At 69.5% G+C, this 26538-nt stretch carries 25 protein-coding genes; 8 read left to right on the top strand and 17 right to left on the bottom strand.

The genetic code is table 11. From position 1 onward, the window contains the following. Positions 1 to 14: 14 nt before the first annotated feature. Complete coding sequence (locus LC438_RS14090; RefSeq protein ID WP_223587478.1) at positions 15 to 764, bottom strand: SURF1 family protein; 750 nt, start codon at positions 762 to 764, stop codon at positions 15 to 17. 58 nt (positions 765 to 822) lie between these two features. Beyond that, positions 823 to 1944: a GuaB3 family IMP dehydrogenase-related protein gene (locus LC438_RS14095; RefSeq protein ID WP_105672720.1), complete on the bottom strand. Its 1122-nt coding sequence runs from the start codon at positions 1942 to 1944 to the stop codon at positions 823 to 825. Positions 1945 to 2014: 70 nt separating this feature from the next. Between LC438_RS14095 and LC438_RS14100 the strand changes: the two genes are divergently transcribed. Beyond that, positions 2015 to 3106, top strand: coding sequence for an FAD-dependent oxidoreductase (locus LC438_RS14100; RefSeq protein WP_105672787.1), 1092 nt, complete (start codon positions 2015 to 2017; stop codon positions 3104 to 3106). A gap of 178 nt (positions 3107 to 3284) precedes the next feature. Here the strand turns inward: LC438_RS14100 and LC438_RS14105 are convergent, their stop codons facing one another. From LC438_RS14105 to LC438_RS14145, 9 genes are all read right to left on the bottom strand, one after another. Then, a complete protein-coding gene (locus LC438_RS14105) occupies positions 3285 to 4973 on the bottom strand; it encodes an ABC-F family ATP-binding cassette domain-containing protein (protein WP_223586947.1) in 1689 nt (562 codons plus the stop codon). Between the two features lie 137 nt (positions 4974 to 5110). Further along, the gene (locus tag LC438_RS14110) at positions 5111 to 5662 is read right to left on the bottom strand and encodes an OsmC family protein (protein ID WP_105672786.1); all 552 of its coding nucleotides are present in this window, start codon (positions 5660 to 5662) and stop codon (positions 5111 to 5113) included. Positions 5663 to 5760: 98 nt separating this feature from the next. Next, positions 5761 to 7530, bottom strand: coding sequence for an ATP-binding protein (locus LC438_RS14115; protein ID WP_223586948.1), 1770 nt, complete (start codon positions 7528 to 7530; stop codon positions 5761 to 5763). Further along, positions 7527 to 7874 carry a response regulator gene (locus tag LC438_RS14120; RefSeq protein WP_223586949.1) on the bottom strand — a complete coding sequence of 116 codons (348 nt, stop codon included), beginning with the start codon at positions 7872 to 7874 and terminating at the stop codon, positions 7527 to 7529. The genes LC438_RS14115 and LC438_RS14120 overlap by 4 nt, the downstream gene beginning before the upstream one ends. Next, complete coding sequence (locus tag LC438_RS14125; RefSeq protein WP_223586950.1) at positions 7871 to 8014, bottom strand: hypothetical protein; 144 nt, start codon at positions 8012 to 8014, stop codon at positions 7871 to 7873. The genes LC438_RS14120 and LC438_RS14125 overlap by 4 nt, the downstream gene beginning before the upstream one ends. After that, entirely contained in the window at positions 8011 to 9501 is a 1491-nt protein-coding gene (locus LC438_RS14130) for a glycosyltransferase family 2 protein (protein ID WP_223586951.1), read from the bottom strand. Before LC438_RS14130 ends, LC438_RS14125 begins: the two co-directional genes overlap by 4 nt. Further along, positions 9498 to 10211, bottom strand: a complete 714-nt coding sequence (locus LC438_RS14135) for a PHP domain-containing protein (protein ID WP_223586952.1) — start codon at positions 10209 to 10211, stop codon at positions 9498 to 9500. Before LC438_RS14135 ends, LC438_RS14130 begins: the two co-directional genes overlap by 4 nt. Further along, positions 10208 to 11194 carry an ATP-grasp domain-containing protein gene (locus LC438_RS14140; RefSeq protein WP_223586953.1) on the bottom strand — a complete coding sequence of 329 codons (987 nt, stop codon included), beginning with the start codon at positions 11192 to 11194 and terminating at the stop codon, positions 10208 to 10210. The genes LC438_RS14135 and LC438_RS14140 overlap by 4 nt, the downstream gene beginning before the upstream one ends. 1 nt (position 11195) lies before the next feature. Next, complete coding sequence (locus LC438_RS14145) at positions 11196 to 12242, bottom strand: response regulator (protein WP_223586954.1); 1047 nt, start codon at positions 12240 to 12242, stop codon at positions 11196 to 11198. Between the two features lie 227 nt (positions 12243 to 12469). Here LC438_RS14145 and LC438_RS14150 point away from each other — a divergent pair, with 227 nt between their 5' ends. Continuing rightward, positions 12470 to 12925, top strand: a complete 456-nt coding sequence (locus LC438_RS14150) for a DUF4190 domain-containing protein (protein ID WP_223586955.1) — start codon at positions 12470 to 12472, stop codon at positions 12923 to 12925. A 72-nt stretch (positions 12926 to 12997) separates the two neighbouring features. Here LC438_RS14150 and LC438_RS14155 read toward each other — a convergent pair whose 3' ends face one another. Further along, positions 12998 to 13633: a TetR/AcrR family transcriptional regulator gene (locus tag LC438_RS14155; RefSeq protein ID WP_105672712.1), complete on the bottom strand. Its 636-nt coding sequence runs from the start codon at positions 13631 to 13633 to the stop codon at positions 12998 to 13000. 95 nt (positions 13634 to 13728) lie between these two features. Here LC438_RS14155 and LC438_RS14160 point away from each other — a divergent pair, with 95 nt between their 5' ends. Beyond that, complete coding sequence (locus LC438_RS14160) at positions 13729 to 15165, top strand: DHA2 family efflux MFS transporter permease subunit (protein ID WP_223586956.1); 1437 nt, start codon at positions 13729 to 13731, stop codon at positions 15163 to 15165. Between the two features lie 63 nt (positions 15166 to 15228). Here LC438_RS14160 and guaB read toward each other — a convergent pair whose 3' ends face one another. After that, complete coding sequence (gene guaB, locus LC438_RS14165; RefSeq protein ID WP_223586957.1) at positions 15229 to 16731, bottom strand: IMP dehydrogenase; 1503 nt, start codon at positions 16729 to 16731, stop codon at positions 15229 to 15231. 260 nt (positions 16732 to 16991) lie between these two features. Here guaB and LC438_RS14170 point away from each other — a divergent pair, with 260 nt between their 5' ends. From LC438_RS14170 to LC438_RS14185, 4 genes are read left to right on the top strand one after another with little or no spacing between them, the layout of a single operon-like run. Then, complete coding sequence (locus LC438_RS14170) at positions 16992 to 18341, top strand: branched-chain amino acid ABC transporter permease (protein WP_105672709.1); 1350 nt, start codon at positions 16992 to 16994, stop codon at positions 18339 to 18341. A 2-nt stretch (positions 18342 to 18343) separates the two neighbouring features. Continuing rightward, positions 18344 to 19321 (top strand): branched-chain amino acid ABC transporter permease, encoded by a 978-nt coding sequence (locus tag LC438_RS14175; RefSeq protein ID WP_105672708.1) that lies wholly within the window; start codon positions 18344 to 18346, stop codon positions 19319 to 19321. Positions 19322 to 19370: 49 nt separating this feature from the next. Further along, positions 19371 to 20333 (top strand): ABC transporter ATP-binding protein, encoded by a 963-nt coding sequence (locus LC438_RS14180; RefSeq protein WP_223587479.1) that lies wholly within the window; start codon positions 19371 to 19373, stop codon positions 20331 to 20333. Then, entirely contained in the window at positions 20330 to 21067 is a 738-nt protein-coding gene (locus LC438_RS14185; RefSeq protein ID WP_105672707.1) for an ABC transporter ATP-binding protein, read from the top strand. Before LC438_RS14180 ends, LC438_RS14185 begins: the two co-directional genes overlap by 4 nt. A gap of 105 nt (positions 21068 to 21172) precedes the next feature. On the opposite strand, the gene LC438_RS14190 is transcribed toward LC438_RS14185, so the two are convergent. The 3 genes from LC438_RS14190 to groES all read right to left on the bottom strand — a co-directional run bounded on the left by LC438_RS14190 (position 21173) and on the right by groES (position 23962). Next, positions 21173 to 22432, bottom strand: a complete 1260-nt coding sequence (locus LC438_RS14190) for an ABC transporter substrate-binding protein (protein WP_105672706.1) — start codon at positions 22430 to 22432, stop codon at positions 21173 to 21175. Between the two features lie 144 nt (positions 22433 to 22576). After that, positions 22577 to 23512, bottom strand: coding sequence for an EamA family transporter RarD (gene rarD, locus LC438_RS14195; RefSeq protein WP_105672705.1), 936 nt, complete (start codon positions 23510 to 23512; stop codon positions 22577 to 22579). Between the two features lie 153 nt (positions 23513 to 23665). Next, on the bottom strand, positions 23666 to 23962 hold the full coding sequence (gene groES / locus LC438_RS14200; RefSeq protein WP_017203655.1) for a co-chaperone GroES: 297 nt from the start codon (positions 23960 to 23962) through the stop codon (positions 23666 to 23668). A gap of 142 nt (positions 23963 to 24104) precedes the next feature. Between groES and LC438_RS14205 the strand changes: the two genes are divergently transcribed. After that, positions 24105 to 25310, top strand: a complete 1206-nt coding sequence (locus tag LC438_RS14205) for a class I SAM-dependent methyltransferase (protein WP_263295179.1) — start codon at positions 24105 to 24107, stop codon at positions 25308 to 25310. Here the strand turns inward: LC438_RS14205 and LC438_RS14210 are convergent, their stop codons facing one another. Continuing rightward, entirely contained in the window at positions 25311 to 26501 is a 1191-nt protein-coding gene (locus tag LC438_RS14210; protein WP_223586959.1) for a hypothetical protein, read from the bottom strand. It abuts the gene before it with no gap. Positions 26502 to 26538 lie beyond the last annotated feature (37 nt).

The raw sequence follows: 26538 nt of genomic DNA on the forward strand, positions 1-26538 counted from the left end.
CGGATGCGCGGAGTTCACGCGGATGCCGCGTCTTCGAACTCCTCGACCTCTCGCTCCCAGGCGTCCTTCGCGAGGCGGTACCAGAGGTAGAACGCGAAGCCGGCGAAGATCGCCCACTCGACCGCGTAGAAGATGTTCAGCCAGTTCACCGAGGAGCCCTCCTCCGGCGCCGGCGACGAGATGTCGACCAGTCCGTCGACGGCCGAGATCGACGCGAGATACGGGCGGTACACGCTCAGCTGGTCCACGTCGTGCCAGCGGCTCAGCAGCGCGGCCGGGGACATGCGGTCCAGCCTGTCCGGTTCGTCGCGGGGCGGGACGACCGGCCCTTCATCGGAGATGATGCGCCCTGTGACCGAGACCTCGGAGCCGTCGGCATCCGCTTCCAGATCCGCGACGGCGGCATCGGCCGACTCCCGATCCGGCGCCCAGCCGATCGCGACGGCGATCGACGTGCGCTCAGCGACGCGCAGCTGACCGGTCACCCAGTAGCCCTGCGCACCGTCGTTGAAGCGGGTCGACACGACGATGAAGTCCTCGGGGATCCAGTGCCCCTTCGTCTTCACGCGCTGCCCCACGAGAGGCTCGTTCAGATACTCCCCCGGCTCCACGACATCCGTGAGCGGACGGACCTGCTCGGTGGCTCCTGGGGCCTGCGGCGACGTGTCGATCGCGCGCCCGAGCTGCCACTGCCCGAGCCAGGCGAACACGCCGGCGACGACGAGGCAGAGCAGCAGCATGCCGATCCAGCGTCCCCGGAGCATCACCTCACGCAGGGTGGGCGGGAACAGCGCAGGGGTGGTCACGGTGAAGAGCTGGGCCTCAGGCCTCGTAGGGCGCCAGGACGACCTCGACCCGCTGGAACTCCTTGAGATCGGAGTATCCGGTGGTCGCCATCGACTTGCGGAGCGCCCCGATGAGGTTCGCCGTGCCGTCCGCCACCGGGGCGGGACCGTACAGGACCTCTTCGAGCGTGCCGATGCCGCCGACCTCGACGCGACGGCCGCGCGGGAGCTTCGGGTGGTGCGCCTCGGGGCCCCAGTGGAACCCGCGGCCGGGAGCATCGGTGGCACGGGCCAGCGCGACGCCGAGCATGACCGCGTCGGCGCCCATGGCGAGAGCCTTGACGATGTCGCCCGAGGTGCCGACGCCGCCGTCGGCGATCACGTGCACGTAGCGCCCGCCCGACTCGTCGAGGTAGTCGCGGCGGGCCGCGGCCACGTCGGACACGGCCGTCGCCATCGGGGCGTGGATGCCGAGGGTCGCGCGCGTCGTCGACGCCGCTCCCCCGCCGAACCCGACGAGGACGCCGGCGGCTCCGGTGCGCATGAGGTGCAGGGCCGCCGTGTAGGTCGCGGCGCCGCCGACGATCACGGGGACGTCGAGGTCGTAGATGAACTTCTTGAGGTTGAGCGGCTGGTCGACGCTCGACACGTGCTCTGCCGACACCGTGGTGCCGCGGATCACGAACAGGTCGACGCCGGCGGCGGCGACCGTGTCGTAGAACTCCTGGGTGCGCTGCGGCGTGAGGGAGCCTGCGACGGTGACGCCCGCGTCGCGGATCTCCGCAAGGCGGCGCGTGATGAGCTCGGGCTTGATCGGCTCGGAGTACAGCTCCTGCATCCGCGTCGTCGCGCTCTCGTCGCTCAGACCCGCGATCTCCGCGAGAAGGGGCTCCGGGTCCTCGTAGCGGGTCCAGACCCCTTCGAGGTCGAGCACGCCGAGGCCGCCCAGCTGACCGAGCATGATCGCGGTCTTCGGGCTCACGACCGAGTCCATCGGCGCGCCGAGTACCGGGATCTCGAAGCCGAAGGCGTCGATGGTCCATGCGGTGGACACGTCTTCGGGGTTGCGGGTGCGCCGCGAGGGCACCACCGCGATGTCGTCGAACGTGTACGCGCGTCGCGCGCGCTTTCCTCGGCCGAGATCGATCTCTGTGGTCACCAGACCAGACTACCCGGCACGCGGAGGCATCGACGGCTGGGAGACTGGAGCCGACCCTCAGGGAGGACGCATGAAGACGGATGCCGTGCAGATCGCGGTCGTGGGCGGCGGCGTGATGGGGCTGGCGACGGCGTGGGAACTCGCGCGCCGAGGCCTCAGACCCGTGGTGCTCGAGCGCTTCGCCCGCGGACACCACGAGGGGGCCTCCCACGGAGCCACCCGCAACTTCAACAACGCCTACGACGACGAGCACTACCTCGACCTCCTCGTGCGGGCCCGCGAGGGGTGGGATGCGCTCGGCGCCGTCGACGGCGAACCGCTGCTGCGTCTCCACGGCCTGGTCACCCACGGCCTCCTCGACCTCGACCCGATCGCCCGCCGCCTCGGCGAGCGCGGCATCCACGCCGTGATGCTGTCCGCCGCTGAGGCGACCCGCCGCTGGCCGGGCATGCGCTTCGACGACGACGTGCTGTACTCGCGCGACGCGGGCGTCGCCAGGGCGTCGGCCGCGCTGGTCGAGCTGGAGCGCCGCATCGTCGCCGCGGGCGGAGAGGTGCGGTGGGAGACGCCGGTGCTCCGCATCGACGACACGGATGCCGGGGTGCGGCTGACGCTGCCCTCGGGCACGCTGGACGCCGAGGTCGCCGTGGTCACGGTCGGCGCATGGACATCGCGGATGCTGCCGTCACTCGACCTGCCGCGGCTGACGGTCACGGAGGAGTCCCCCGCGCACTTCGCGCCGACCGGCGACGCCGCGTGGCCCTCGTTCAACCACTACGCGGACCCCGAGCGCCACCCGGCCACGGTGTACGGCATGCCGACGCCCGGTGAGGGCGTGAAGGTCGGTTTCCATCGCGTCGGCGACGTGGTCGACCCCGACGCGCGACCGCACCGCCCCGCCCATGCGGAGGCTCTCGCCGAGTACGTGCGGGAGTGGATGCCCGGCCTCGACCCGGCATCCGCCGCTCCGATCAGCTGCACCTACACCTCGACCGACGACTCGGCGTTCGTGCTCGACCGGCGTGGGCGGATCGTGGTCGGCGCCGGATTCTCCGGGCACGGCTTCAAGTTCGCCCCGGGCGTCGGCGCCGTGCTCGCCGACCTCGCCCTCGACCCGTCGGCGCGCGCAGCATCCCCGTTCCGCCTGCCCGACGGTCGGTGAGGGGTCGAGCAACGTCGAGTGCGTGCGGTCGGATGCCGCGCTTCTCGACCCCTCACCGCGTTCCGACTCGCCCCGCTCGCTCAACGACCGGGATCGCGCGCGCCCGGTCGTCGAGCGAGGAGCGCAGCGACGAGACGAAGCGCCCCGAAAGCTGCACGTCGCCCCCTCACCGCGCCCGTCAGCGCGCTCGCAGCACCCGCTTCTCGTCCCAGACCGGGGCGTCGGCCTCGTAGACCTCGCCGTCGGAGCCGAACACCAGGAAGCGGTCGAACGAGCGGGCGAACCAGCGGTCGTGGGTCACCGCGAGCACCGTGCCCTCGAACCGCGCGAGAGCATCCTCGAGCGCCTCAGCGGACTCGAGGTCGAGGTTGTCCGTCGGCTCGTCGAGCAGCAGCAGGGTGGCCCCGGAGAGCTCCAGGAGCAGCACCTGGAAGCGCGCCTGCTGACCGCCCGACAGCGACTCGAAGGTCTGCTGGGCCTGCCGCACGAGGCCGTACCGGTCGAGCGCCGAGCTCGCCGCATCCCTCGGCATCCCCGATCTGCGCTCGTCTCCGCGGTGCAGGATCTCCAGCAGAGTGCGTCCGACGAACTCCGGATGCGCGTGCGTCTGCGCAAACAGCCCTGGGACGACGCGCGCGCCGAGCACCGCCTGCCCGGAGTGGGCGACCTCGCTCAGCTGCTCCCCCGTCGACGTCACATGGCCGAGCGTGGGGTCGGGGTCGGTGCCCCCTCGGGCGAGCAGCCTCAGGAAGTGCGACTTGCCCGAGCCGTTCGAGCCCAGCACCGCGACCCTGTCGCCGTACCAGACCTCCGCGTCGAAGGGGCGCATGAGGCCGGTGAGCTCGAGACCCGTCGCCACGACCGCGCGCTTGCCCGTCCGTGACCCCCGCAGCCGCATGTCGAAGTCCTGCGCCGGCGGGCGCTCCTCGGGAGGCCCTGCCTCCTCGAACTTGCGGAGTCTGGTCTGCGCCGCCTGGTATCTCGACGCGAAGCCGTCGTTCGCGGACGCCTTCACCTTGAGGTTCGCGACAAGGATCCGCAGCTTCTCGTGCTGCTCGTCCCATCGCCTGCGCAGCTCGTCGAGCCGGTCCATGCGGTCGCTCCGCGCCTGGTGGTACGTCGCGAAACCGCCTCCGTGCACCCACGCCGTCGCACCGGCGCCGCCCGGTTCGAGCGTGATGAGGCGATCGGCCGCCCGCGCCAGCAGCTCGCGATCGTGCGACACGAGGAGCACCGTCTTGGGCGTCTGCCGCAGCTGCTCCTCGAGCCAGCGCTTGGCCGGCACGTCGAGGTAGTTGTCCGGCTCGTCGAGGAGCAGCACCTCGTCCGGCCCCCTGAGCAGGGCCTCGAGGGCGAGTCTCTTCTGCTCTCCGCCGGAGAGCGTCGTGAGCTCGCGGTACCGCGCCCGCTCGAAGGGCACGCCGAGCGCCGCGACGGTGCACTGGTCCCACACCGTCTCGTGCTCGTAGCCGCCGGCATCCGCGTACTCGGAGATCGCGGTCGCGTACGCCATCTGCGTGTCGTGCTCGTCGCGTTCGATGAGCGCGTTCTCGGCGACCTCCAGGGCTTCGGCCGCCGCGCGGATGCGCCGAGGCGCCACGCGCACCAGCAGCTCGTGCACCGTCTGCCCCGGCTCGCCGTGGCCGACGAACTGGTCCATCACGCCGAGCCCGCCGTCGATCGTCACGACGCCGTCATCCGCCGCCTGATCACCGCGGATGATCCGCAGCATCGTCGTCTTGCCTGCGCCGTTCGGTCCGATCAGCGCGCTCGTCGAGCCTGATCCGACCCTGAATGTCGCTTCATCGAGAAGCGGTCTGCCGTCTGGGAGCGTCAATGAGACGCCGGAGACATCGATATACCCCACCGTGCGTGGCCGTCCTTCCGCCCGCATGGCGAGCCGACCAGGCTATCAGGACTCGGGGCGCACGGCGAACCGTCGCGGACGGAGGGTGCGGTGCGGGCGCACCCGTCATCCGCGACGGCTCGGTTCCGCGGCGACGCTCAGACGAGCGCGCCCGAGGTCGGCACCGGGTTCGCGAACAGGTCGAGCACGGGGCAGTGCGCGTCGACGACCCGGCGCAGCTCCTCGTACTGCTCGGCCGTGTCGGGACCCGTGATGTCGACCCGCACGCGCACGTCGTGGAACCCCGCACGACCGGACTCGTCGATGCCGAACAGCTTGCGCACGTCGAGGTCGCCCTCGGCCGTGATCTCGATCTCGTCGATCGTGAGCCCGAGCGCCTGGGCGTACAGGCGGAAGACGACGACCTGACAGGAGACGAGCGCGCCCAGGGCGTACTCGACCGGGCTCGCCGCCGCGTCGTCTCCGGCGAGGGCACCCGGCTCGTCGACGAGGAAGCGGTGCTTCCCCGCGCGGATCTCGGTCGCCACGGATCCGATGCCGCGACCTGTGACCTTGTAGGTGAGAGCGGCCGCGCCCGCATCGGCGGCGATGCGCTCGTTCCACGCGGTGCCCGCGGAGGTGAGACGCTGAGCGCGCTCCTCGGCAGTGACGTCGGCGATGATCGAGAGCTGTTCCTGGAGAAGAGTCATGCGGCGAAGGTACCCGCGCGCCGTGCGGCGCCGCACGGTCGGCGTCACCCGCGGTCACCCGCCGTCACGGCGCGACACACGGGGGCGCCGCCGGTGCCTCAGCCCAGGCGCAGCGCCTCGGTGCGGGGCGCGAGCGGCAGGGTGATGCGGAACTCCGTGCCGACCCCCTCCTGGCTGCTGACGTCCATCGATCCGCCGTGCGCGAGCACGATGGCACGCGTGATCGTGAGCCCGAGCCCGACGCCCGGTACCGCGTTCCTCGTCGCGCTGGACGCGCGGAAGAAGCGGGTGAAGAGCATGCCCTGCTCGTCCTCGGGGATGCCGATGCCGGTGTCGGCGACCGAGAGCCGGATCACGCCGTCCCCTCGCTCGACCCGCGCCGTCACCCTGCCGCCGCGCGGGGTGAACTTGATCGCGTTGGAGAGCAGGTTGTCGAGCGCCTGCCCGATGCGGCCGGCGTCGGCGTCGAGCCGGAAGGAGTCCACGGGGATCTCCGCGGCGAGCTCGATGCCCTCGCGCTGCGCGTGCGGCCGCGCCGAGGCCACGGCGGAGACGACGAGGGCGCCGATGTCGGCATCCGCCTTCTCCAGAGGGAACCGGCCCGACTCCACCTGCGCGGTGAAGAGGAGGTCTCCGACGAGGTTCAGCAGCCGTTTCGCATTGCGCTCGATCACCGCGACGAACTCGGTCTGGTCGGCGGTCAGCGGCTGCCCCGGGTCGTTCTGCAGCAGATCGAGGAATCCGATGATCGCGCTGAGAGGGGTGCGCAGCTCGTGCGAGATCATCCCCACGAACTCGTCCTTCATGCGGGCGACCTCGACGGCCTTCGTCTCGTCGGTGATGACGAGCAGATACCCTCGTCGCACGCCGGAGCCGTCGCGGTGCGCCGTGACCGTCAGGCGGGCGGGGACCGACGAACCTCCGGCTGTCCTGACATCGAGGTCGGCCTCGACGAACTGGTCGGTGTCGGCCGCTGCGAAGAGGCGCCGCAGCCCCTCGGGGAGTCCCGGGGCGTGATCTGCCGGAGCCGTGGCCGGACAGTCCTCGAACGTCGAGAGCGCGGAGGCGGGGAAGAAGCGATCGACCCGGACGTCGGCCAGCGCCTCCGCGGTTGTCAGCCCGAGCAGGCGCACGGCTCCCGGGTTCCACTCGACGATCTTCCCGTCGAGGTCCGTCGCGATGACGGCCTGGGCGGTGATCGACTGCCACAGGCTCTGAAAGGAGTCGAGCAGCGTGCGGTACTGGGCTTCGCTCGCACGGAGCTGCTCGACCATGGCGAGGTTCTCGGCGAGGGCTTCGGTGCGCTCGGCCACCAGACGCTCGGCCTGCGCGATGCGCAGCCGCTGCTGCCGCGACAGCTCGTTGACGAGGGCGCCGACCGCCGCGAAGACGAGGGGCCCGATCACGCCGCGCAGCCACGACACCGTGTCGGGCGGCGGCGAGGTCAGATACGGCATGAGCAGCGCGATCGAGGTGAAGATCGCCACGATGAACACGTGACGGATGCCGGGGGCCGCCGCGATCCAGACGACCGGGAGGAGCACGAACGACGAGAACAGGGAGCCCGACCCGCCCGTGCCCGTTCTCAGCAGGCCGATCCCGAGGATGTCGACGATCGGGATGAGAAGCACGACCCAGCCCTCGTGCACATGCCGGATGCTGAGGACGACGGCGAGAGCGGTGGTCGCCATCACGACCGCGACGCCCGCGACTGCGGCGGCGGCGCTGGTGATGGGGAAGCTCGGGATCGTGACCATGAGCACGGCCGCAACGAGGACCGCGATCGTCGTCGGCGCCTGCTTGACGAGCGGCGAGGGGTCGTCGAAGAACCGGCGCCACCCCTTCTCCGTCGTCGTCAGCTCGCTCACCGTCCGATCCTCCCGACGAGCTCGCGGAGATCGGCGCCGATGATCGGCTTCGGGAGCGCGGCGTCCGCCGGCGGGTAGTCCGCCGCGTCGAGGACCGAGCTGATCACGAGGAAGCACTCGGGGAAGCGCCGCTGCACGAGACGCGCGCACTCCTGACCGGAGATGCCGGGGAGAAGCAGGTCGAGGACGGCGATGACGGGCTCGATCTCGTCGAACGCGGCGATGGCGGTCTCGGCGTCCTTCGCCACGAAGACCTCGAACCCCTCGCGCTCCAGGTGCCGGCGCAGCAGCGCCGCCTGATCCTCGCTGTCCTCCACGACGAGCGCCAGACGTCGCGCGCTCATCGGAGGAACAGCTCTCTGACGATCACGATGACGACGACGATGCCCAGTGCGATCAGCGCCTGCGGCACCAGCATCCGCTCCTTCTCGGCGTCGCGCGCGATCTCCTCGCGCTCGTCGTGCTCGTTCGGCATCCCGGTCATGAGTCGACCCGCCCGATCTTCTCGGTCTTGATCCAGGTGGCGTCGGCCCGGCGCCACTCCTTGAGATAGGAGTCCACGGTGACCGCGCACAGGAGCGATCCGTACCCGCAGATGTACACGAGCAGTCCGGCGAGGAACCGGCCGCCGGGCAGCGGCTCCACCGCGCGGGCGAGCCAGATGCCGAGCATCGAGATCGGACCCCAGAGGAAGAAGACCACCGCCCAGGCGAAGCGGGTCTGCTCGGTGAGCGACCCGCCGAGCGCGCGGATCAGCGCGTCGAACGCCCAGGGGAACAGCGCGATCAGCATGAGCAGGAGCGCCCCGAGCCCCGGGAACATGATCGCCTCCCGCCAGGCGTGCCGTGATGTCTTCGGGTCGAGCTGCACCGCGAAGAGGATCGAGAACAGGTAGATGCACGCCGCCGCGATCCACATGAAACGGAACACGAACTCGGCGATGTCGCTGTGCAGGATCAGGAGCACCAGGAGCGCCGCGGCCGCGAGGAGCATGAACGCGGGGAGCAGCAGGATCGTGAACCATGCGAGCCCGAAGGAGAAGCTGCCGAGCGCGTGCTCCTTGCTCGGCCGGAACCACAGCGAGCGGTAGATCGACGTGAGCTGCACGTTGCCGCGGGCCCAGCGCAGGCGCTGCTTCCAGAGGGCGTCGATAGAGCGCGGCTCCTCGGCGAGCACCCGAGCATGCGGCTCGAACACCGCACGACGGCCCTTGAGCTGGCCCTCGAAGGTGGTCATGGTGTCCTCGGCGAGGGTGCCAGCCGGGATCCGCCCGCCGATGGCCTCGAGGTTGGCCCTGGAGTGCAGCTGCGCGCCGCCCGCGAGGCAGGCCATCGCGCCCAGCACGTTCTGCGTCCGCCGGGCGGAGAGCTGCCCGATGATGTACTCGACCGCGATGAACCGCGTGAGGTAGTTGCGGTCGCGGCTGCCCTCGGCGATGTAGGCGGTCACCGCGCCGACCTTCTCGTCGGCGAGGTGCCGGGTGAGCTTGCGCAGCGAATCCCTCGCGAAGATCACGTCCGCGTCCATGATGAGCACCGCTTCGGTCCACTCGTCGGCGAGCACGACGTCGAGACCGTGGTTCAGGGTGTGGGCCTTGCCCTCTCCCCCGACCTGACGGCGCAGATGGACGACGCGTCCGGGGTGAGCGGCGGCCTTGGCGGCCACGACCTCCGGGGTGTCATCGTCGGACGCGTCGTCGACGACGAACACGCGCAGGCGCTCGGCCGGGTACTCCAGCTGCAGCAGGCGCTCGATCGCGGGGCCGATGACCCTGCCCTCGTTCCACGCGGGGATCACGACCGCCACGTTCGGGTGGAAGGGCGCCGCCTTCCCGTAGTGGTTCCTGAACGCGTGCAGAGGCAGCGAGAGGAACTGCAGTCCGGTGTTGATGACGGGCAGGGTGCCGACGAGGACGCAGAGGAGGAGCAGGATCACGACGGCGGTCTGCAGCCAGGTCAGGTCGGCGGTCACTCCCACGCCTCCTCTGCCAGCAGACGACGCACCCGCTCGTAGCGCCCGACGGTCGCCGCCTCATGGCTGTCGGTGGAGGCCACGAGCCTCGCCCCCGCCGCACGGAGGGCGCGCAGTGTCCGCGGTTCGGGGCATCCCCACTTCTCGTTGACCTCCACGAGCGTGTCCGTCCGCGCGGCGGTCTCGGCCCATGCCGCGAGGGCCTCCCCGCCGAGGTCCTGCTCGGAGAGGCCGATCTTGGGCAGCAGGGAGAAGCAGTGGGCGAGCTGGTTGCCGGGGTGCCGCTCCATCGCCGCGATGAACGACGAGGTGAACTGGTCGAGCACGTCGCGGGGCGCCCATCCGCCGGAGATCCGCTCGCGCACCTCGCTCGGGCTCAGCGGTCCGTCGGCGCCGGGGTACTGATGGTCGGCGATGAGGATGCGGTCGACGCCGGTCGGGAGAACGGGGATGTCGAGGCGCCCGGACGCGTCGAGCACCTTCGCCTCCACGCCGGTGAGCACGGTGAGCCCCTCCGGCACGCGGAGCGCGTTGATCGCGGAGAGGTACTCGGGCACCCAGGTGGTGTCGCGGCGGACGTGGTCGACGAGGCGGAGGGTCGTGAGCCCCGCGGCGACGGCCGCGGCGACGTTCTCCTCCGGAGTGGAGACCGCGTCATCCGAGAACGTCGAATGGACGTGATGGTCCCCCCGGAGCAGGGCGTCGCTCACAGCTCCTCCTGGTGCCCCGCGTGATCGGAGACCAGCACCTCGTCGATCTCCACGATGACGTCCTCGAGGAATCTCACGAACGCGACCTCGCGGAACGGCACGCTCGCCGGCAGCTCGCGGCCGAGGAACAGATCGACGACGAGCGACGGGATGTCGACGCCCGCGGCGATCGTCAGCGGCAGCGCTCCGGGGAACCTCGGGTTGACCTCGAGCAGCATGGCGCGCCCGTCGCGGCCTCGGCGCAGCTGCACGTTGGCGACGCCGACGAGTCCGATCGCCTTCGCGATGGCCGACGCGGTCTCCTCCAGCTCCGGGTCGTGCACCGTGCGGCCGGCGATCGCGACCCCGGAGTCGACGCGGGCCCTGGTGCGCGGCACCGCGGCCACGACCTGCCCCGCGGCATCCGCGACCACGTCGACGGAGTACTCCTCCCCGGGGAGGAAGTCCTGCACGATGAGCCCCTCGTCGACGGGGAGCGCATCGAGCGCCGCCCGGTCGGGGACGAGCCGGATGCCGCGGCTGCCTGCGCCCTGGCGGGGCTTCGCGAAGACGGGGAACTCCCAATCAACGGCCTGCGCCGCGGGGCCTGCGAGCACGGTCCGGGGAGCGCGCCCCGTGTCTGCGCATCTCTCGGCGAGCAGCAGCTTGTCGAGGGAGACGTCCAGCGTGTCGGCGGACGGCGCCGCCAGGACGGCGGGGGCCAGCTCATCGCGGCGCTCGGAGAGGGCGATGAGCTCGACGTCCACGGTCGACACGACCACGTCGATCGCGTCGTCCTCGACCAGTCGCGCGAGGGTCGGCACGAACTCCTCCGCCCTGCCGGGGGGCACCAGTCGCCGCTGCTCGGCGGGGACGAGGTAGAGCCCTGCGGCCCAGCCGTCCATGTCGGCCGCGAAGACGGTCAGCTCCGGGCGCTTCAGGAGCGAGCGGATCACCACCACTCCCGCCGGCCCTCCGGCTCCCGTCACGAGTACACGGGGCATGTCAGCCTTCCTGTCGCACGAATTCGTGGGCGCCCACGAAGGCCGCGGTCTCCCGGACGATCTCCAGCGGCTCGACCGCCAGTCCGCCGCCGAACCGCGACCAGTACCGCGCCGTCGCGCGGACGAAGTCCGGTGCGAGGTAGTCGCGGTTCGCCGTCTGCGAGTCGAAGCACGCCAGCAGACGCAGCTTCTGCTCCACGTATCCGTCGATGCGGACGAACCGCGTCGGACGGAAGTCGATCGTCGATGAGGGGCTCTGGTAGCAGGCGACGGTCCCCACGGCGCGGGTCGCGACGGCAGTCGCCTCGTTCACCGCGCGGTGGTCCTGGTGCCGATCGTGCGGCGAGTGGGTGTACACGATGGTGGGCTGGATCTCCTGGACCACCTCTTCGATGAGGCGCACCGTCGACCCTCCGCCCGACATCTCGGTGTCGACGAGGTCGTGCAGGAAGAGCCGTGCGCCGAGGATGTCCGCCGATGCCAGCGACTCCCGCTGACGGCTGTCGGCATCCCCTCCCCGTGCTCCGCGCGAGAGCGTGAGGATCGTGATCTCATCTCCGGCCGCGGCGTGCGCGGCGAGGAGTCCTCCGATGCCGATCTCGACGTCGTCGGGGTGCGCGCCGACGGCGAGCACGACCTCCCTGCGCCGCTCGGCCTCACGCCGACGACGGCCTTCGACGGCCAGACGCTGGACCGACTCGACGAGGCGGGCGTTGTCGAGAGGCTTGGTGAGGAACTCGTCGGCCTGCGCGCGGAGCGCCGAGACCGCGTACTCGACGGACACGTGCGCGGTCATCACCAGCACGGGGATCGCGGGAGCGGAGCTGCGCAGTTCCGCGAGGAGCTCCAGTCCGTTGAGTCCGGGCATCTCGATGTCGGTCACGACCACGTCGGGGCGTATCGTCGCGACGCGTTCGACGGCCTCACGGCCATCGGCGGCGAGGTCGACGATGCAGCCGGCTCGTCGTTCGAGCACGGTCTTGACGAGCAGCGCGACGTCGGGGTCGTCATCGACGACGAGGACGCGAGTGGGGGTCTCGGTTGTCATTCAGCTCTCCTTGGGGAGATTCCCTGCCGTGGGGAACGGCGCTGCATCCTGGTGCCTTCATCACCGTGACGCGGGAAAGGGCGAGCGGGGTATGACGATTCTGGCATACAGGCATATGGGAGGGATGCTCGGCGCGCGAGCCGCGCGCACGAACCGGTGGTGGTCCGTTCCGTGCAGTCGCTACGCTCGGGCTGACGGATTTTCCACCCCAGATCAAGGAGCGATCCATGTCGACCCCGGACCCGCAGAACCAGCCGCCCTCCTCCACGCCGCCGCCCGCTCAGGACGGCGGATTCCCCGCGCCTCCCGCACCCGGCCCGGCCGGGTACGCGGCCCCCGCCGCACCGGGGTACGCCACCCCCGGCTACCCCGCCGCACCCCAGGGCTACCCCGCCACGGCGCCGGTCCCCGGCCGCACCCTGTCGATCGTCGGACTCATCCTCGCCTTCATCCTGCCGCTCGTCGGCATGATCCTGAGCCTCGTGGCCCGCTCGAAGCTGAAGAAGGCCGGCGCGCCGACGGGTCTCGCGACCGCGGGGTTCTGGGTCGGACTCATCCTCACCATCGTCGAGATCATCGGCTTCATCGTGATCGTGATGCTGTTCTCGAGCCTGTTCTCGATGTGCTCCGACCTCGGCCCCGGAGTGTGGGACGTCAACGGAGTCACCTACACCTGCGGCTGACGCGTCGCTACGAGAAGCGGGGACGGATGCCATGGCATCCGTCCCCGCTTCTCGTCTGTGCGGAGCCTGGGGCTACCAGCGCTCGGCGCCGCGCGGGAGCACGTCGAGCACGTGCGGCAGCTCGCTCGGGAAGCAGGAGCGGAACAGCTCGGTGATCTGGGGGTCGGATCCGTAGTCGTCGACGATGCGGAGCCCGATCATGGTGCTGATGAGCATGCCCTCGGCGAAGAACGCCCTCGCCTCGTCGGCATCGAGCCCCACCTCGTCGCGGAAGAAGCGCCAGACCTGTGCGAACCCTCGGCGCGCGGCCGGACCGATCACGGGGTGGCTGCCGAGCAGGTACGAGTGCGCGAGGGTCTGGTGGAGTCCGCGCACCTCGATGAGATCGACGTACGCCTCGCCGATGCGCTTGCCCGCGGGGAGGTCGTCGTCTTCGCGGGCGAGGGCGGCGCGGAACGACGTCAGCAGTCGGGCGAGCGCCTCCTCCACCGCGGCGAGGAAGAGGTTCTCCTTCGAGCCGAAGAGGCGGACGACGTAGGGCTGGCTCACGCCGGCCGCCCGAGCGACCTCGTCGGTCTTCGCGCCTTCGTAGCCACGCGCGCCGAACACCGCGAGCGCCGCCTGGACGATCTGCGCGCGCCGCTCCTCCGAGGAGAGTCGCCTGCCCGAGTCGTCGGAGAGGACGTCGGATGCGGCGGCTGAGGTCATGTCGAAAGGCTATCAGCGAATCACTTGACTTTGTAATCATTCGATTACTACATTGCTCCCAGGACAAGTAATCATTCAATTACAACTGGAGCATCATGTCTCAGCCCACCTCCGCGATCAGGCGTCGCCCGGTCGCGCTCGTCATCGCCGCGGCATCCCTCCCGATGTTCATGGCCACGCTCGACAACCTCGTCATGACCAACGCCCTTCCCGTGCTGCACCAGGAGATGGGCGCGAGCGTCGAGGAGCTGCAGTGGTTCGTCAACGCCTACGCCCTCGCGTTCGCCGGCGCGATCCTCATCGCCTCCGCTCTCGGCGACCGGTTCGGCCGCCGCACCGTCTTCGCGATCGGCATCGCCCTCTTCGGCGTCGGCTCCCTGTTCGCCGCCCTCAGCTCCGACCCCGGCCAGCTCATCTCCGCCCGTGCCGTCCAGGGGCTCGGAGCCGCAGCGGTGATGCCCCTCTCGCTCGCGCTCCTCACCGGGGCCGTCCCCGCATCGCGTCGCCCGCTCGCCATCGGGATCTGGGGCGGCGTCTCCGGACTCGGAGTCGCGGTCGGGCCGCTCGTCGGCGGCGCCATCATGGAGGGCTGGAACTGGCAGGCGATCTTCTGGATCAACATCCCCGTCGCGATCGTCGCCATCCCGCTCGCGCTGCTCGTGCTCCGCAACGACTTCGGCGCCCGCTCCCGCATCGACATCCCCGGAGCCGTGCTCGCGGCATCCGGCGTCCTCGCTCTCGTCCACGCGATCGTGCGCGGCAACGACGACGGCTGGGACTCCCTCGGCGTGATCCTCGAGCTGGTGCTCGGCACGGTGCTGCTCGTGGCATTCGTGATCTGGCAGATGCGCGCGACGGCCCCTCTGGTGCCGCTGCGCCTGTTCCGCGACCGCTCCTTCTCGATCACGAACGTGGTCGGCTTCGCCTTCAGCTTCGGCACCTTCGGCTCGGTGTTCATCCTCATCCAGTACCTGCAGGTCGTGCAGGGGTCGACCCCTCTGGAGGCCGCAGTGCAGACCACGCCCTGGACGCTGGCCCCGATGTTCGTCGCCCCACTGGCCGGCATGATCGCCCCGCGCGTCGGCACGCGCGCACTGCTCGTGCCCGGCCTGCTGCTGCAGGGCGTCGCCCTCGCGTGGATCGCGCAGATCACCGCCCCCGACCTGCAGTACCCGAACCTGATCGCCCCGTTCATCCTCGCGGGCATCGGAATGGGACTCGTCTTCGCCCCGTCGGCGACGGCGCTGCTCGCGACCCTCGGACTCGTCGACCACGCCAAGGCATCGGGCGTCAACTCGACCATCCGCGAGCTCGGCGTCGCACTCGGCACCGCGGTGATGACCGCGATCTTCGTCGGAGCGGGCGGCCAGCTCACTCCCGACCTCTACGTGGACGCCGCGAAGCCCGCCGTGTTCACGGGAGCCGCCGTGCTGTTCGCGGCGACGGTGATCGCACTGTGGCTCCCGTCCGGGAAGTCGACGGATGCCGCCGTGTCCGAGGCCGTCGAGACGGAGCCGGCGCTCGCGCACTGAGCCGGGGATGCAAAAGGGGGCGGATGCCGCAGCATCCGCCCCCTTCTCTCGCCTACGCCGGGCTCACTTCTTGTAGTTCGGCGCCTCGACGACGATCTGCACGTCGTGCGGGTGCGACTCCTTGAGGCCGGCCGCGGTGATGCGGACGAAACGGCCACGGGCCTTGAGCTCCTCGATCGTGCGCGCACCGACGTAGAACATCGACTGACGCAGGCCGCCGACCAGCTGGTAGGCGACGGCCGAGAGCGGCCCGCGGTACGGGACCTGACCCTCGATGCCCTCGGGGATGAGCTTGTCGTCGCTGGGCACGTCGGCCTGGAAGTAGCGGTCCTTCGAGTACGAGGTCTGCTTGCCGCGGGTCTGCATCGCTCCGAGCGAGCCCATGCCGCGGTACTGCTTGAACTGCTTGCCCGACTGGAAGACGATCTCGCCCGGCGACTCGTCGGTGCCCGCGAGCAGCGAGCCCAGCATCACGGCGTCCGCACCGGCCACGAGGGCCTTCGCGATGTCGCCCGAGTACTGCAGGCCTCCGTCGGCGATCACCGGGACGCCCGCGGGGCGCGCGGCGAGCGACGCCTCGTACACCGCGGTGACCTGCGGGACGCCGACGCCGGCGACGACGCGCGTGGTGCAGATCGACCCGGGGCCCACGCCGACCTTGACCGCATCCACCCCTGCGTCGACGAGCGCCTGAGCGCCCTCGCGGGTGGCGACGTTGCCGCCGATGACGTCGATGTGCGCGAACGACTCGTCCGCCTTCAGGCGGCGGACCAGGTCGATGACGCCCTGGGACTGGCCGTTGGCGGTGTCGACCACGAGCACGTCGACTCCCGCGTCGCGCAGCGCCTCTGCGCGCTCCCACGCGTCGCCGAAGAATCCGATCGCGGCGCCGACGCGCAGCCGGCCCTGGTCGTCCTTGGTCGCGAGCGGGTACTTTTCGCTCTTGTCGAAGTCCTTGATGGTGATGAGACCGGCGAGCCTTCCGTCCGCGTCGATGAGCGGCAGCTTCTCCACCCGGTGACGGGCGAACAGCGCGATGACCTCGCCCGCCGCGACGCCGACCGGAGCGGTGACGAGGTTCTCGCTGGTCATGACGTCCTTGACGAAGGTCGTCTGACGCTCGAAGCCGGAGACGAACCGCATGTCGCGGTTGGTGATGATGCCGACGAGCTTGCCGTCGGGGTCGACCACGGGGAGGCCCGAGATGCGGTACTTCGCGCACAGCGCGTCGACCTCTTCGACCGTCGCGTCCGGAGTCGTGGTGATCGGGTCGGTGATCATGCCCGATTCGCTGCGCTTGACGCGGTCGACGTGCGCGGCCTGGTCGGCGATCGACAGGTTGCGGTGCAGGATGCCGATGCCTCCCTCGCGCGCCATCGCGATCGCCATGCGCGACTCCGTCACGGTGTCCATCGCGCTGGAGAGCAGCGGGGTCGCGACCGAGATCCGGCGCGTGATGCGCGAGGAGGTGTCGGCCTCGCTCGGGATCACATCGGTGTGCCCCGGGAGGAGCAGCACATCGTCGTAGGTGAGTCCGACGAAACCGAAGGGATCGTGCTGGTCCATGGATTGTCCTCCTGCGGGGCGCGTGGTGGGGCGGCGGCGTGTACCAATTCTAAGCGTGTCGCGGCTGGAGATATTCCCCGCTTCTCCGCAGGAGGACGGGGATTCTGAGGCCGCAGCCGCATCGTCGGACGACACGGGCGGCGCGCCGTGAGCAGATCGTGCCTTGGCTGAAACAGAACCGACACATTACGCTCATACCGTCGTACATCAAGGCTGATGAACAACTCCGTCATCGCCTGCGTACTGGGGCTGGAGGATCTGTGAGTCTGACGATCACGGCGAGACGGAGCGGAACCCGATGGATCGTGGTGGTGCTCGGCGCACTCCTCGCCATCGCGTTCCTCTGGTTGCAGCCTCCGGCCACGGCATCAGCCGACACGACGGACGACGGCCAGGAGATCACAGACTTCTACTTCGCCGGCGTCATCACCTTCGATGACAAGCCCGTACCCGATGTGGTCATGACCATCAAGGGCAAGGGCTTCGACGGAGAGACCAAGACGGATGCCGACGGCAAGTGGCGCCTGTATGTGCCGGAGAAGGCGACGTACACGCTCACCGTCGACGAGGACACGCTGCCGAAAGGTGTGATCGTCGACGCCGCGCAACTCCCCGAGGGCACGCAGCCCATCGCGGGGACGACGGCGTCGTTCGAGGTCGAGTTCGGGTTGACCGGCACGAAGATCATGAACCTCTTCCTCGGCGAGGGAGAGCGGATCACGGTCTCCTTCTGGGATCAGCTCTTCTCCCGTCTCGTCGGCGGGCTCAACTTCGGGCTGCTGCTCGCGCTGGCTTCGATGGGTGCGGCGCTGATCTACGGCACCACGCGCATGTCGAACTTCACGCACGGCGAGATGGTCACCTGGGGCGGACTGCTCGCCATGGTCACGACCACCTTCTGGCACCTCCCCCTGTGGGCGGGGCTCATCGCCGCGGTGGTCGGAGGCGGCCTGTTCGGCTGGGGCATGGATGCCGCGGTCTGGCGCCCGCTCCGCCATCGCGGTCTCGGCACCGTCCAGCTGATGATCGTCAGCATCGGTCTGTCCCTGGCACTGCGGTACGTCTTCCAGTACTTCGTCGGGGGCGGCACCTACCAGCTCCCCGGCGCGAGCCCTACACCGATCCAGCTCGGGCCGATCTCGCTGTCGTACATCGACATGATCGCGATGGGCGTGAGCATCATCGTCATCCTCGCGGTGGCCTACTTCCTCACCCGCACCCGCATCGGCAAGGCGACCAGAGCCATCTCCGACAACCCGCAGCTGGCCGCCGCCTCCGGCATCGACGTCGACCGGGTGGTCCGGATCGTCTGGGTCGTCGCCGGTGTGCTGGCCGCGATCTCCGGCATCCTGTGGGCGTACTTCCGCCCCGGCGTGAAGTGGGACATGGGCACCCAGATGCTGCTGCTCATGTTCGCCGCGATCACGCTCGGCGGACTCGGCACCGCGTTCGGCGCGCTCATCGGCTCGCTGATCGTCGGCATCGCGGTCGAGGTCTCCACCCTGTGGATCCCCTCCGACCTGAAGTACGCGAGCGCCCTCGTCGTGCTGATCGTGATCCTCCTGGTCAGGCCGCAGGGTCTGCTCGGACGCAAGGAAAGGTTGGGCTGATCATGGACTTCGGAAGCATCTTCTCCAACACCGCCGTCTACCTCATCAGCCCGGTCACGATCGCGTACGCCCTGGCGGCGACGGGCCTGGCCGTGCACTTCGGCTACGCGGGCCTGCTGAACTTCGGCATGGCGGCGTTCATGGCGATCGGCGGCTACGGCTACGCCATCTCCGTGCTCTCGTTCGGGCTCCCCTGGTGGCTCGGCATGCTGATCGGCATGGCCGGCGGCGCCCTGTTCGCCGTGCTCCTCGGCATCCCGACCCTGCGGTTGCGCGCCGACTACCTCGCCATCGCGACGATCGCGGCGGGAGAGATCGTGCGACTGCTGTTCACCACTCAGCTGTTCGACGAGTGGACGAACTCCGCAGACGGACTCGCCCAGTACAACGGCGGTTTCCGCGACGCGAACCCCTTCCCCGAGGGCACCTACGGGTTCGGCCCGTGGACGTTCTCGGCCGACGACCTGTGGAACCGAGTGTTCGGCATCCTGCTGCTGGCCGTGTCGATCCTGCTGGTCTGGTCTCTGATGCGCAGCCCCTGGGGTCGCGTGCTCAAGGGCATCCGCGAAGACGAGGACGCGGTGCGCTCGCTCGGCAAGAACGTGTTCGCCTACAAGATGCAGGCGCTCGTCGTAGGCGGGGTGATCGGCGCCGCCGGCGGCATCGTGTTCGTGCTCCCCTCGGCCGTCGTGCCAGGCAACTACACGACCTCGCTCACCTTCTTCCTGTGGACGATCCTGCTGCTCGGCGGCGCCGCCACGGTGTTCGGGCCGACGCTCGGGGCCGTGCTGTTCTGGGTCGTGTTCGCATTCCTCGCGAACCTGCTGCCCGGCATGGCGAAGGCCGGCGTGCTTCCGATGTCCGACAGCCAGGCCTCGACACTCGTGTTCATCTTCGTCGGCGTCGCACTCATGCTGCTCGTGATCTTCCGCCCGCAGGGCATCCTCGGAGACAAGAGGGAGATGACCTTTGTCAAGTGAACTGAACCCCGAGGGCTCCGCGGAGTCCGCCGCCCCCGCGACGGGAAGCATCCGCCGTCCGAAGACGACGGGCCTCGCGAAGGGACCTGCGGCGCCCGGCGTCGCGAAGGTCGATCCGATCCTGGTGGTCGACGCGGTGCAGCGTCGCTTCGGCGGTCTCACCGCGGTCGACGTGGACCACGTGGAGATCCCCCGTGGCGCCATCACGGCCCTGATCGGGCCGAACGGCGCCGGCAAGACGACACTCTTCAATCTGCTGTGCGGGTTCGACCGCCCCAACAGCGGCTCCTGGTCATTCGACGGGAACAACCTCGCGGGAGTGCCCTCGTTCAAGGTCGCGCGGATGGGCCAGGTCCGCACGTTCCAGCTGACGAAATCCCTGTCGCTGCTGACCGTGCTCGAGAACATGAAGCTCGGCGCCCCGCACCAGAAGGGCGAGGGCTTCTGGGCCTCGCTCTTCCCGTTCGTCTGGCGCTCGCAGGACACCGAGATCGAGACGAAGGCGCGCGAGCTGCTCGCGCGCTTCAAGCTCGACGCCAAGGAGAAGGACTTCGCGGCAGCGCTCTCCGGAGGTCAGCGCAAGCTGCTCGAGATGGCTCGGGCGCTGATGAGCGACCCCACGCTGGTGATGCTCGACGAACCGATGGCCGGCGTCAACCCGGCCCTCACCCAGTCTCTGCTCGACCACATCCTCGACCTCAAGGACCAGGGGATGACCGTGCTCTTCGTCGAGCACGACATGCACATGGTCAGGCACATCGCCGACTGGGTCGTCGTCATGGCCGAGGGGCGCGTGGTGGCGGAGGGTCCGCCGGAGGACGTCATGGAGGACCCCGCGGTCGTCGACGCCTACCTCGGCGCGCACCAGGACCTCGACCTCGGAGCCGTCACCGGTCGCATCCCCGTGCTGGAGGACGCCGCGGCCGCACGACTGCGCGAGAAGATCGAGGCCGAAGCCGAGGCGGAGCTCGCCGCGGAAGAGACCGATTCCCCCGAGGAGGGTCGCGCATGAGCGATGAGAAGGTGATCGTCGAGCTGAAGGACGTCCATGCCGGGTACCTGCCGGGCGTGAACATCCTCAACGGGGCGAATCTGGTGGCCAGGCAGGGCGAGTTGATCGGGATCATCGGCCCGAACGGCGCCGGCAAGTCGACCCTGCTGAAGTCGATCTTCGGCATGGTGAACGTGCGCTCCGGCGACATCACCGTGAACGGCGAGAGCATCGTCGGCCTCAAGGCCGACAAGCTCGTCAAGCGCGGAGTGGCGTTCGTCCCGCAGACGAACAACGTCTTCCCCTCGCTGACCATCGAGGAGAACCTGCAGATGGGGCTCTTCCAGAACCCCAAGATCTACGCCGAGCGGCTCGAGTTCGTCAGCGGCATCTTCGCGGAGCTCGGCAAGCGGCTCAAGCAGCGCGCCGGCTCCCTGTCGGGTGGAGAGCGCCAGATGGTCGCGATGTCGCGCGCTCTGATGATGGACCCGTCGGTGCTCCTGCTCGACGAGCCGTCCGCGGGCCTCTCCCCCGTGCGGCAGGATGACGCGTTCATCCGCGTCTCCGACATCAACAAGGCCGGCGTGACCACGATCATGGTCGAGCAGAACGCCCGTCGCTGCCTGCAGATCTGCGACCGCGGGTACGTCCTCGACCAGGGCAAGGACGCGTACGAGGGCACGGGGCGCGACCTGCTGAACGACCCCAAGGTCATCGGGCTCTACCTCGGCACGCTGGGCACCGACGCCGCCTGAGACGCGTTCCGTCTCGTCACTGCGCTCCTCGCTCTACGAGCGAGACGAACGCGCAGGACACGGAGAAGGCCCCGGATGCGAGCATCCGGGGCCTTCTCAGCGATATCAGTTGGTGCGGGTGATGGTGTTGTCCGCGCCGTACTTGTAGATGCCGATCGTGGCGCCCTGCGGGTCGCCGTTCTCGTCGAAGGTGACCTCGCCGGAGTATCCGTCGTAGTCGGCCACCTTGCCGGAGTTGATGATCTTGGCGCAGTCGGCGAAGGTCGTGCACTTCTCGCCGTCGCCGGAGCCGCCCGAGACCTCCTGCATCTTCGCCGCGATGTCGGCGCCCTTGGTGGAGCCGGCAGCGAGCGACGCGAGCGCCACGAGCACGACAGCGTCGTACGCCTCACCCGCGTAGGTGAAGTCCTTCACCTCGGCGTTGCCCTCGCCCGTCCAGAAGGTCTGCAGACGCTTCGTGAAGTCGTCGGCGAGCTTGGGGCCGGCCTTGGTGCCCTGTGCGCCCTCGAGCGAGACGGGGATGTCGGTGCCGTAGTCGGACAGGTTCCCGTCGACCATGTAGAACTTGTCGGCCGTGATGCCGGCGTTCACCAGTAGCGGGGCGATCGTCTTGAACTGGTCGAACGAGACGATGGCGACGGCATCCGGGTTCTGCGCCTTGATGGTCTCGACCTGCGCGTCGAACTGCGCGTCGCCGACGTTGAACGACGCCTCGGCGACGACCTTGCCGCCGGTGCCCTCGAACGTCTTCTTGATGGCGTCGTTGAGGCCGGTGCCGTACGCGTCGTTCTGGTAGATGATGCCGAGGGTCTTGTGACCGTCTTCGGCGATCAGGTTGCCGAGCACCTCGCCCTGCAGCAGGTCGCTGGGGGCGGTGCGGAAGTACAGGCCCTTGTCGTCCCACGTGGTGAAGTCGGGAGACGTGTTCGAGGCCGAGATCTGGAGGATGCCCGCGGCGACGTTGCCGTCGAGGATGAGCTTCGAGACGCCGGACGCCGCGGCGCCGACGATGGCGGACACGCCTGCACCCTGCAGCTTGGTGATCGAGGTCTCATAGGCCTTCGTGTCGGTGTCGCCTTCGTCCTCGGCAGTGAGGTCGATGGTGATTCCGGCCTTGGCGTCGTTGATCTCCTTGACCGCGAGGCCGACGCCCGACTCCATGGGCGGGCCGAGGAAGGCCAGAGCGCCGGTCTGCGGCAGCAGCGACCCGAGCTTGAGAGTGAGGTCGGCGGACGGCTTGCTGCCGCCGTCGCCGGAGTCGGACGGCGTGCTGCTCGCACAGCCCGAGATGACGAGTGCCGACGCGCTGACCAGCGCGACCCCGGCGAGGACCTTCGCTGCGCGCGAGCCCTTCAGTGCGTTCATGTTGCTCCCTTGGATATCTGAGCGTGGAATGCGACCACGATCGGGTGCTCTAACCCTAGAGCGTGGCAGGAGCGCGTAGTGGGTGCTTAGGTTTCGGTGCGTTAACGATCCGGCACCGGGTTCCGCCGTCGATGCACCCGAGGTTCAGACGAGTTCTGCAGGGCCGCTTCCACGGCTCCGCCGCCCCGCGAGGAGAAGGTCGGCCACGAACACGCCGATCGCGATCCAGACGAGGATGAAGCCCGCCCAGCGTGCGGGAGGCATCTCCTCATGCAGGAAGGCGACGCCGATCACGAACTGCATGATCGGGGTGATGAACTGGATCATCCCGATGATGGTGAGGTCGATCCGTCGTGTCCCCGCCGCGAACAGCAGCAGCGGCACCGCCGTCGCGACGCCGGCGAAGCCCAGCAGCAGTGCGTGGGGGACGCCGTTCGCCCCCATGGTGATGCCTGCGGGGGTGAAGGCCACCAGGATGAGCTGCACGATCGCGATGGGGATGAGCCAGAAGGACTCGAGGGTCAGACCGCTCACGGCATCCACCGCCGGTCCGATCTTCTTCTTGATGAGTCCGTAGATGCCGAAGGACGCGGTGAGCGAGAGCGCGATCCAGGGGAACTCCCCGTAGGCGACGACGATCACGATCACCGCGACGGCGGCGATGCCGATGGCCGCCCACTGCATCCGGCGGATCCGCTCGTGCAGCACGAAGACGCCCAGCAGCACCGTGGTGATCGGATTGATGAAGTAGCCGAGGCTCGTCTCCACCACCCGGTCGTTCAGGGTGCCGAGGACGAACACCTGCCAGTTCACGTAGATCAGCAGGCCCGCGAGCGCCGTGAGGCCGAGCAGCTTCGGCTGCCGGATGATGACGCCGAAGGCCTTCCATCCGCGTGTGACGGTGAGCAGGATCAGGCAGAAGACGAAAGACAGCAGCACACGCCAGGCGACGACCTCCCACGCGCCCGTGGGCACCAGCAGCAGGAAGTACAGCGGCAGCACGCCCCAGAGCAGGTAGGCGGCGACGGCGTAGACGGCCCCCGCGGTCTGGCCGGTGCGGGCGGGGGCGTCAGGGGTCACCGCACAACCCTATGCCCGTGGGCGGAGGCTGAGCGCGTGTTCACCCGCCACGACCGCGGTTCGGCAGGAATCGATCGCCGCGTGACTGCTCCGGACATGCAGAAGGGGTTCGGATGCCGAAGCATCCGAACCCCTTCTGCGATGTGCGCTGGATCAGCGGACGACGACCGCGAGGACGTCGCGAGCCGACAGGACGAGGAACTCGTCTGCGCCGAACTTCACCTCGGTGCCGCCGTACTTGCTGTAGAGCACGCGGTCGCCCACGGCGACGTCGAGCGGGACGCGGTTGCCGTTGTCATCGATGCGGCCGGGGCCCACGGCCACGACCTCGCCCTCCTGGGGCTTCTCCTTGGCGGTGTCGGGGATGACCAGGCCACTCGCGGTGGTCTGCTCGGCCTCGACCTGCTTGATGACGATGCGGTCCTCGAGCGGCTTGATGGAAACCGACACGGTCTACCTCTTCTTTCTTGACGCTGACACGAAAGACTTGTTCGCACTCTCAACCCGAGAGTGCTAATCCAGTCTAAGCGCTCAGCTGGCACTCATGCAATGCGAGTGCCAGCCGGGCACGACCTAAGCTGAACGGGTGGAGATGTCCGAGCTGCGCGCCCTGCTCACCCCCGACGGACTCGAGCTCCTCGACGCCCTCGGGCCGATCGAGTCGACGGGCGAGGCCGCCAGGGCCGTGTCGCGACTGCGCGCTGCGGGCCACTCCCCCGAACTCGTCTCGGCGGTCGTGGGTCAGGCCCACCTGCGCGCCAGGGCACGGGCGAAGTTCGGCGACTTCGCCGAGCGGATGCTGTTCACCCGCGCCGGCCTCGAGCAGGCGACGAGGCTGGGGGTCGCCGCACGGCACGCCCAGCGCATCCGCAGCGCCGGTCTGACGAGCGTCGCTGATCTCGGCTGCGGAATCGGCGGCGACGCCCTCGCCTTCGCCGGGGCAGGACTCGAGGTGACGGCCGTCGACGCCGACGAGGTCACAGCCGCGATCGCCGCGTACAACCTCGCGCCGTTCGGATCGGACGTGCGCCACAGCACGGCGGAGGATGCGTACCGGGAGCTGAGCACGGCGACCGCGCCCGCCGCTCGCGCGATCTGGATGGACCCCGCGCGACGCACCTCCGGGCACAGCGAGACCCGCCGCGTCTCGGCCGACGACTACTCACCGTCGCTGGACTGGGCCTTCGACGTGGCATCGCGCACGCCGACCGGCATCAAGCTCGGACCCGCGCACGATCGCGACAGCCTCCCCGCCGACGCAGAGGCACAGTGGGTGAGCGCGGACGGCAGTGTCGTGGAGCTCGTGGTCTGGACCGGTGTCCTCGCCAGAGAGGGCGTTCGCAGAGCGGCGCTCCTCATCCGCGGCGAGCGCTCCTACGAGCTCACCGCGGGCGCCGACGCCGAGGACGCGCCGGTGCGCCCGCTCGGCGCCTTCCTGCACGAACCGGACGGAGCCGTCATCCGCGCGCGGCTCATCGGCGACGTCGCCCGCAGCCTGGAGGCGGGCATGCTCGACGAGCGCATCGCATACCTCACCTCGGATGCGGCGCTCACGAGTCCGTTCGTGCAGTCGTTCCGCGTGCGCGAGACGATGCCCGCCAATCCCAAGGCGATCAGCGCGGTGCTCAAGAGGAACGGCATCGGCACCCTGGAGATCAAGAAGCGCGGCATGGACGTCGACCCTGCGGCCTTCCGCAGGAAGCTCGTGCTGAAGGGCGCGGAGTCGGCGACGCTGATCCTCACCCGCATCGGCGACGAGCGTCTGGCGATCCTCGCCGACCGGGTGTCTGCGGCCTAGTCAGCCGGCAGGGTCCACGGGGACCTGGACCTCGATCGGATCCCCCGACTCGGTGTCGATCACCACGAGCGATCCGCCGGTCGGACCCTCGGTGATCGTCAGGTAGGGCATGCCCCAGCCGGTGAACTCCACGGTCAGGGACCACGGCGAGTCATCCGCGTCTCCGGAGCTCAGCCGGATCGGCGCCTGCTTCCCGCTGTTGTCCGGCGCGGCGCATTTCGATGCAACCACGACATCGACGATCAGGCATCTCTCCATCGAGCCCGTGTCGGTGAAGCGGTCGGCGACCCACACGGGCTCTCCGCGGAAGTGTCCGATCAGGGACATCCCCGGCTGGTACCCCTCGTCGATGAGCGCCTGGGCACGCACCTTCTCCTCGCCCTCGAACTGATCGAGCATGGAATCGTCGTAGTTCCAGCGGTTGATCGCGACCATCACCTCGCCGGCGGTGGTCAGCATGCCCGTGGCGTTCACACTGCTCCCACCCATCGAACCGCCCTCGTCAGAAGGCACCGAGATCGACGCGTTCAACGGGAACGTGGCGAACTCGTCATCGGTGACGCAGTTGATGGAGGACTGCTCCCCCACATCGAGCGTCAGGCACGACTGCGGCTCCGGCGCGCTCTTGGTGGCGAACCAGACGAGGGCGTCTCCATCGCGCGCGACGGCGCGCAGCGAGCCGTCGTCGAACTTCTGCGCCGTGTAGAGCTCCAGCTTGCGCTCCACCTCCTCCGCGCTGAGCGGGATGTCGCTCGCACGCGGAGAGAACAGCGCCCAACCCGCGCCGAGTCCGATCGCCAGCAGGACGGCGGACGCAACGGCCACGGGCTTCCCGTGCGACCGCAGAGTCCTCCAGATGCCCGGCGCCGCCTCGTCTGCCGCGCTCTCGGTCATGGGCTCTTCGGCCACGGACGCCGCTGCGGTGCTCTCCTCGTCGAGGACTCCCCGCGTGACGGGAGGCTGCACCTCGCCCGCCCGCATGCCGTCCAGGCGGGCTCCGTCCACCGGCGCCGTGTCGCGGACCGCCGTCCGCGCGGAACGCTCCGCCGTGGCCTCGGGGCGGGCGCTCTCGCGGAGGGCGTGCTCGAGCTCGTGCAGACGCCGAGCCTCGGCATCCGTGAGCGACGCCTCGCGGCCATACGCCTTGCGCTGGAGCGCACGACGCTCCTCGCCGTCATGATCGTGCGGCATCGGCCCCCCTGATGACATCGATGTCCGGTCGGCGTCG

Source organism: Microbacterium sp. OVT16B (assembly GCF_019969705.1).
Classification (GTDB): Bacteria; Actinomycetota; Actinomycetes; order Actinomycetales; family Microbacteriaceae; genus Microbacterium; species Microbacterium natoriense.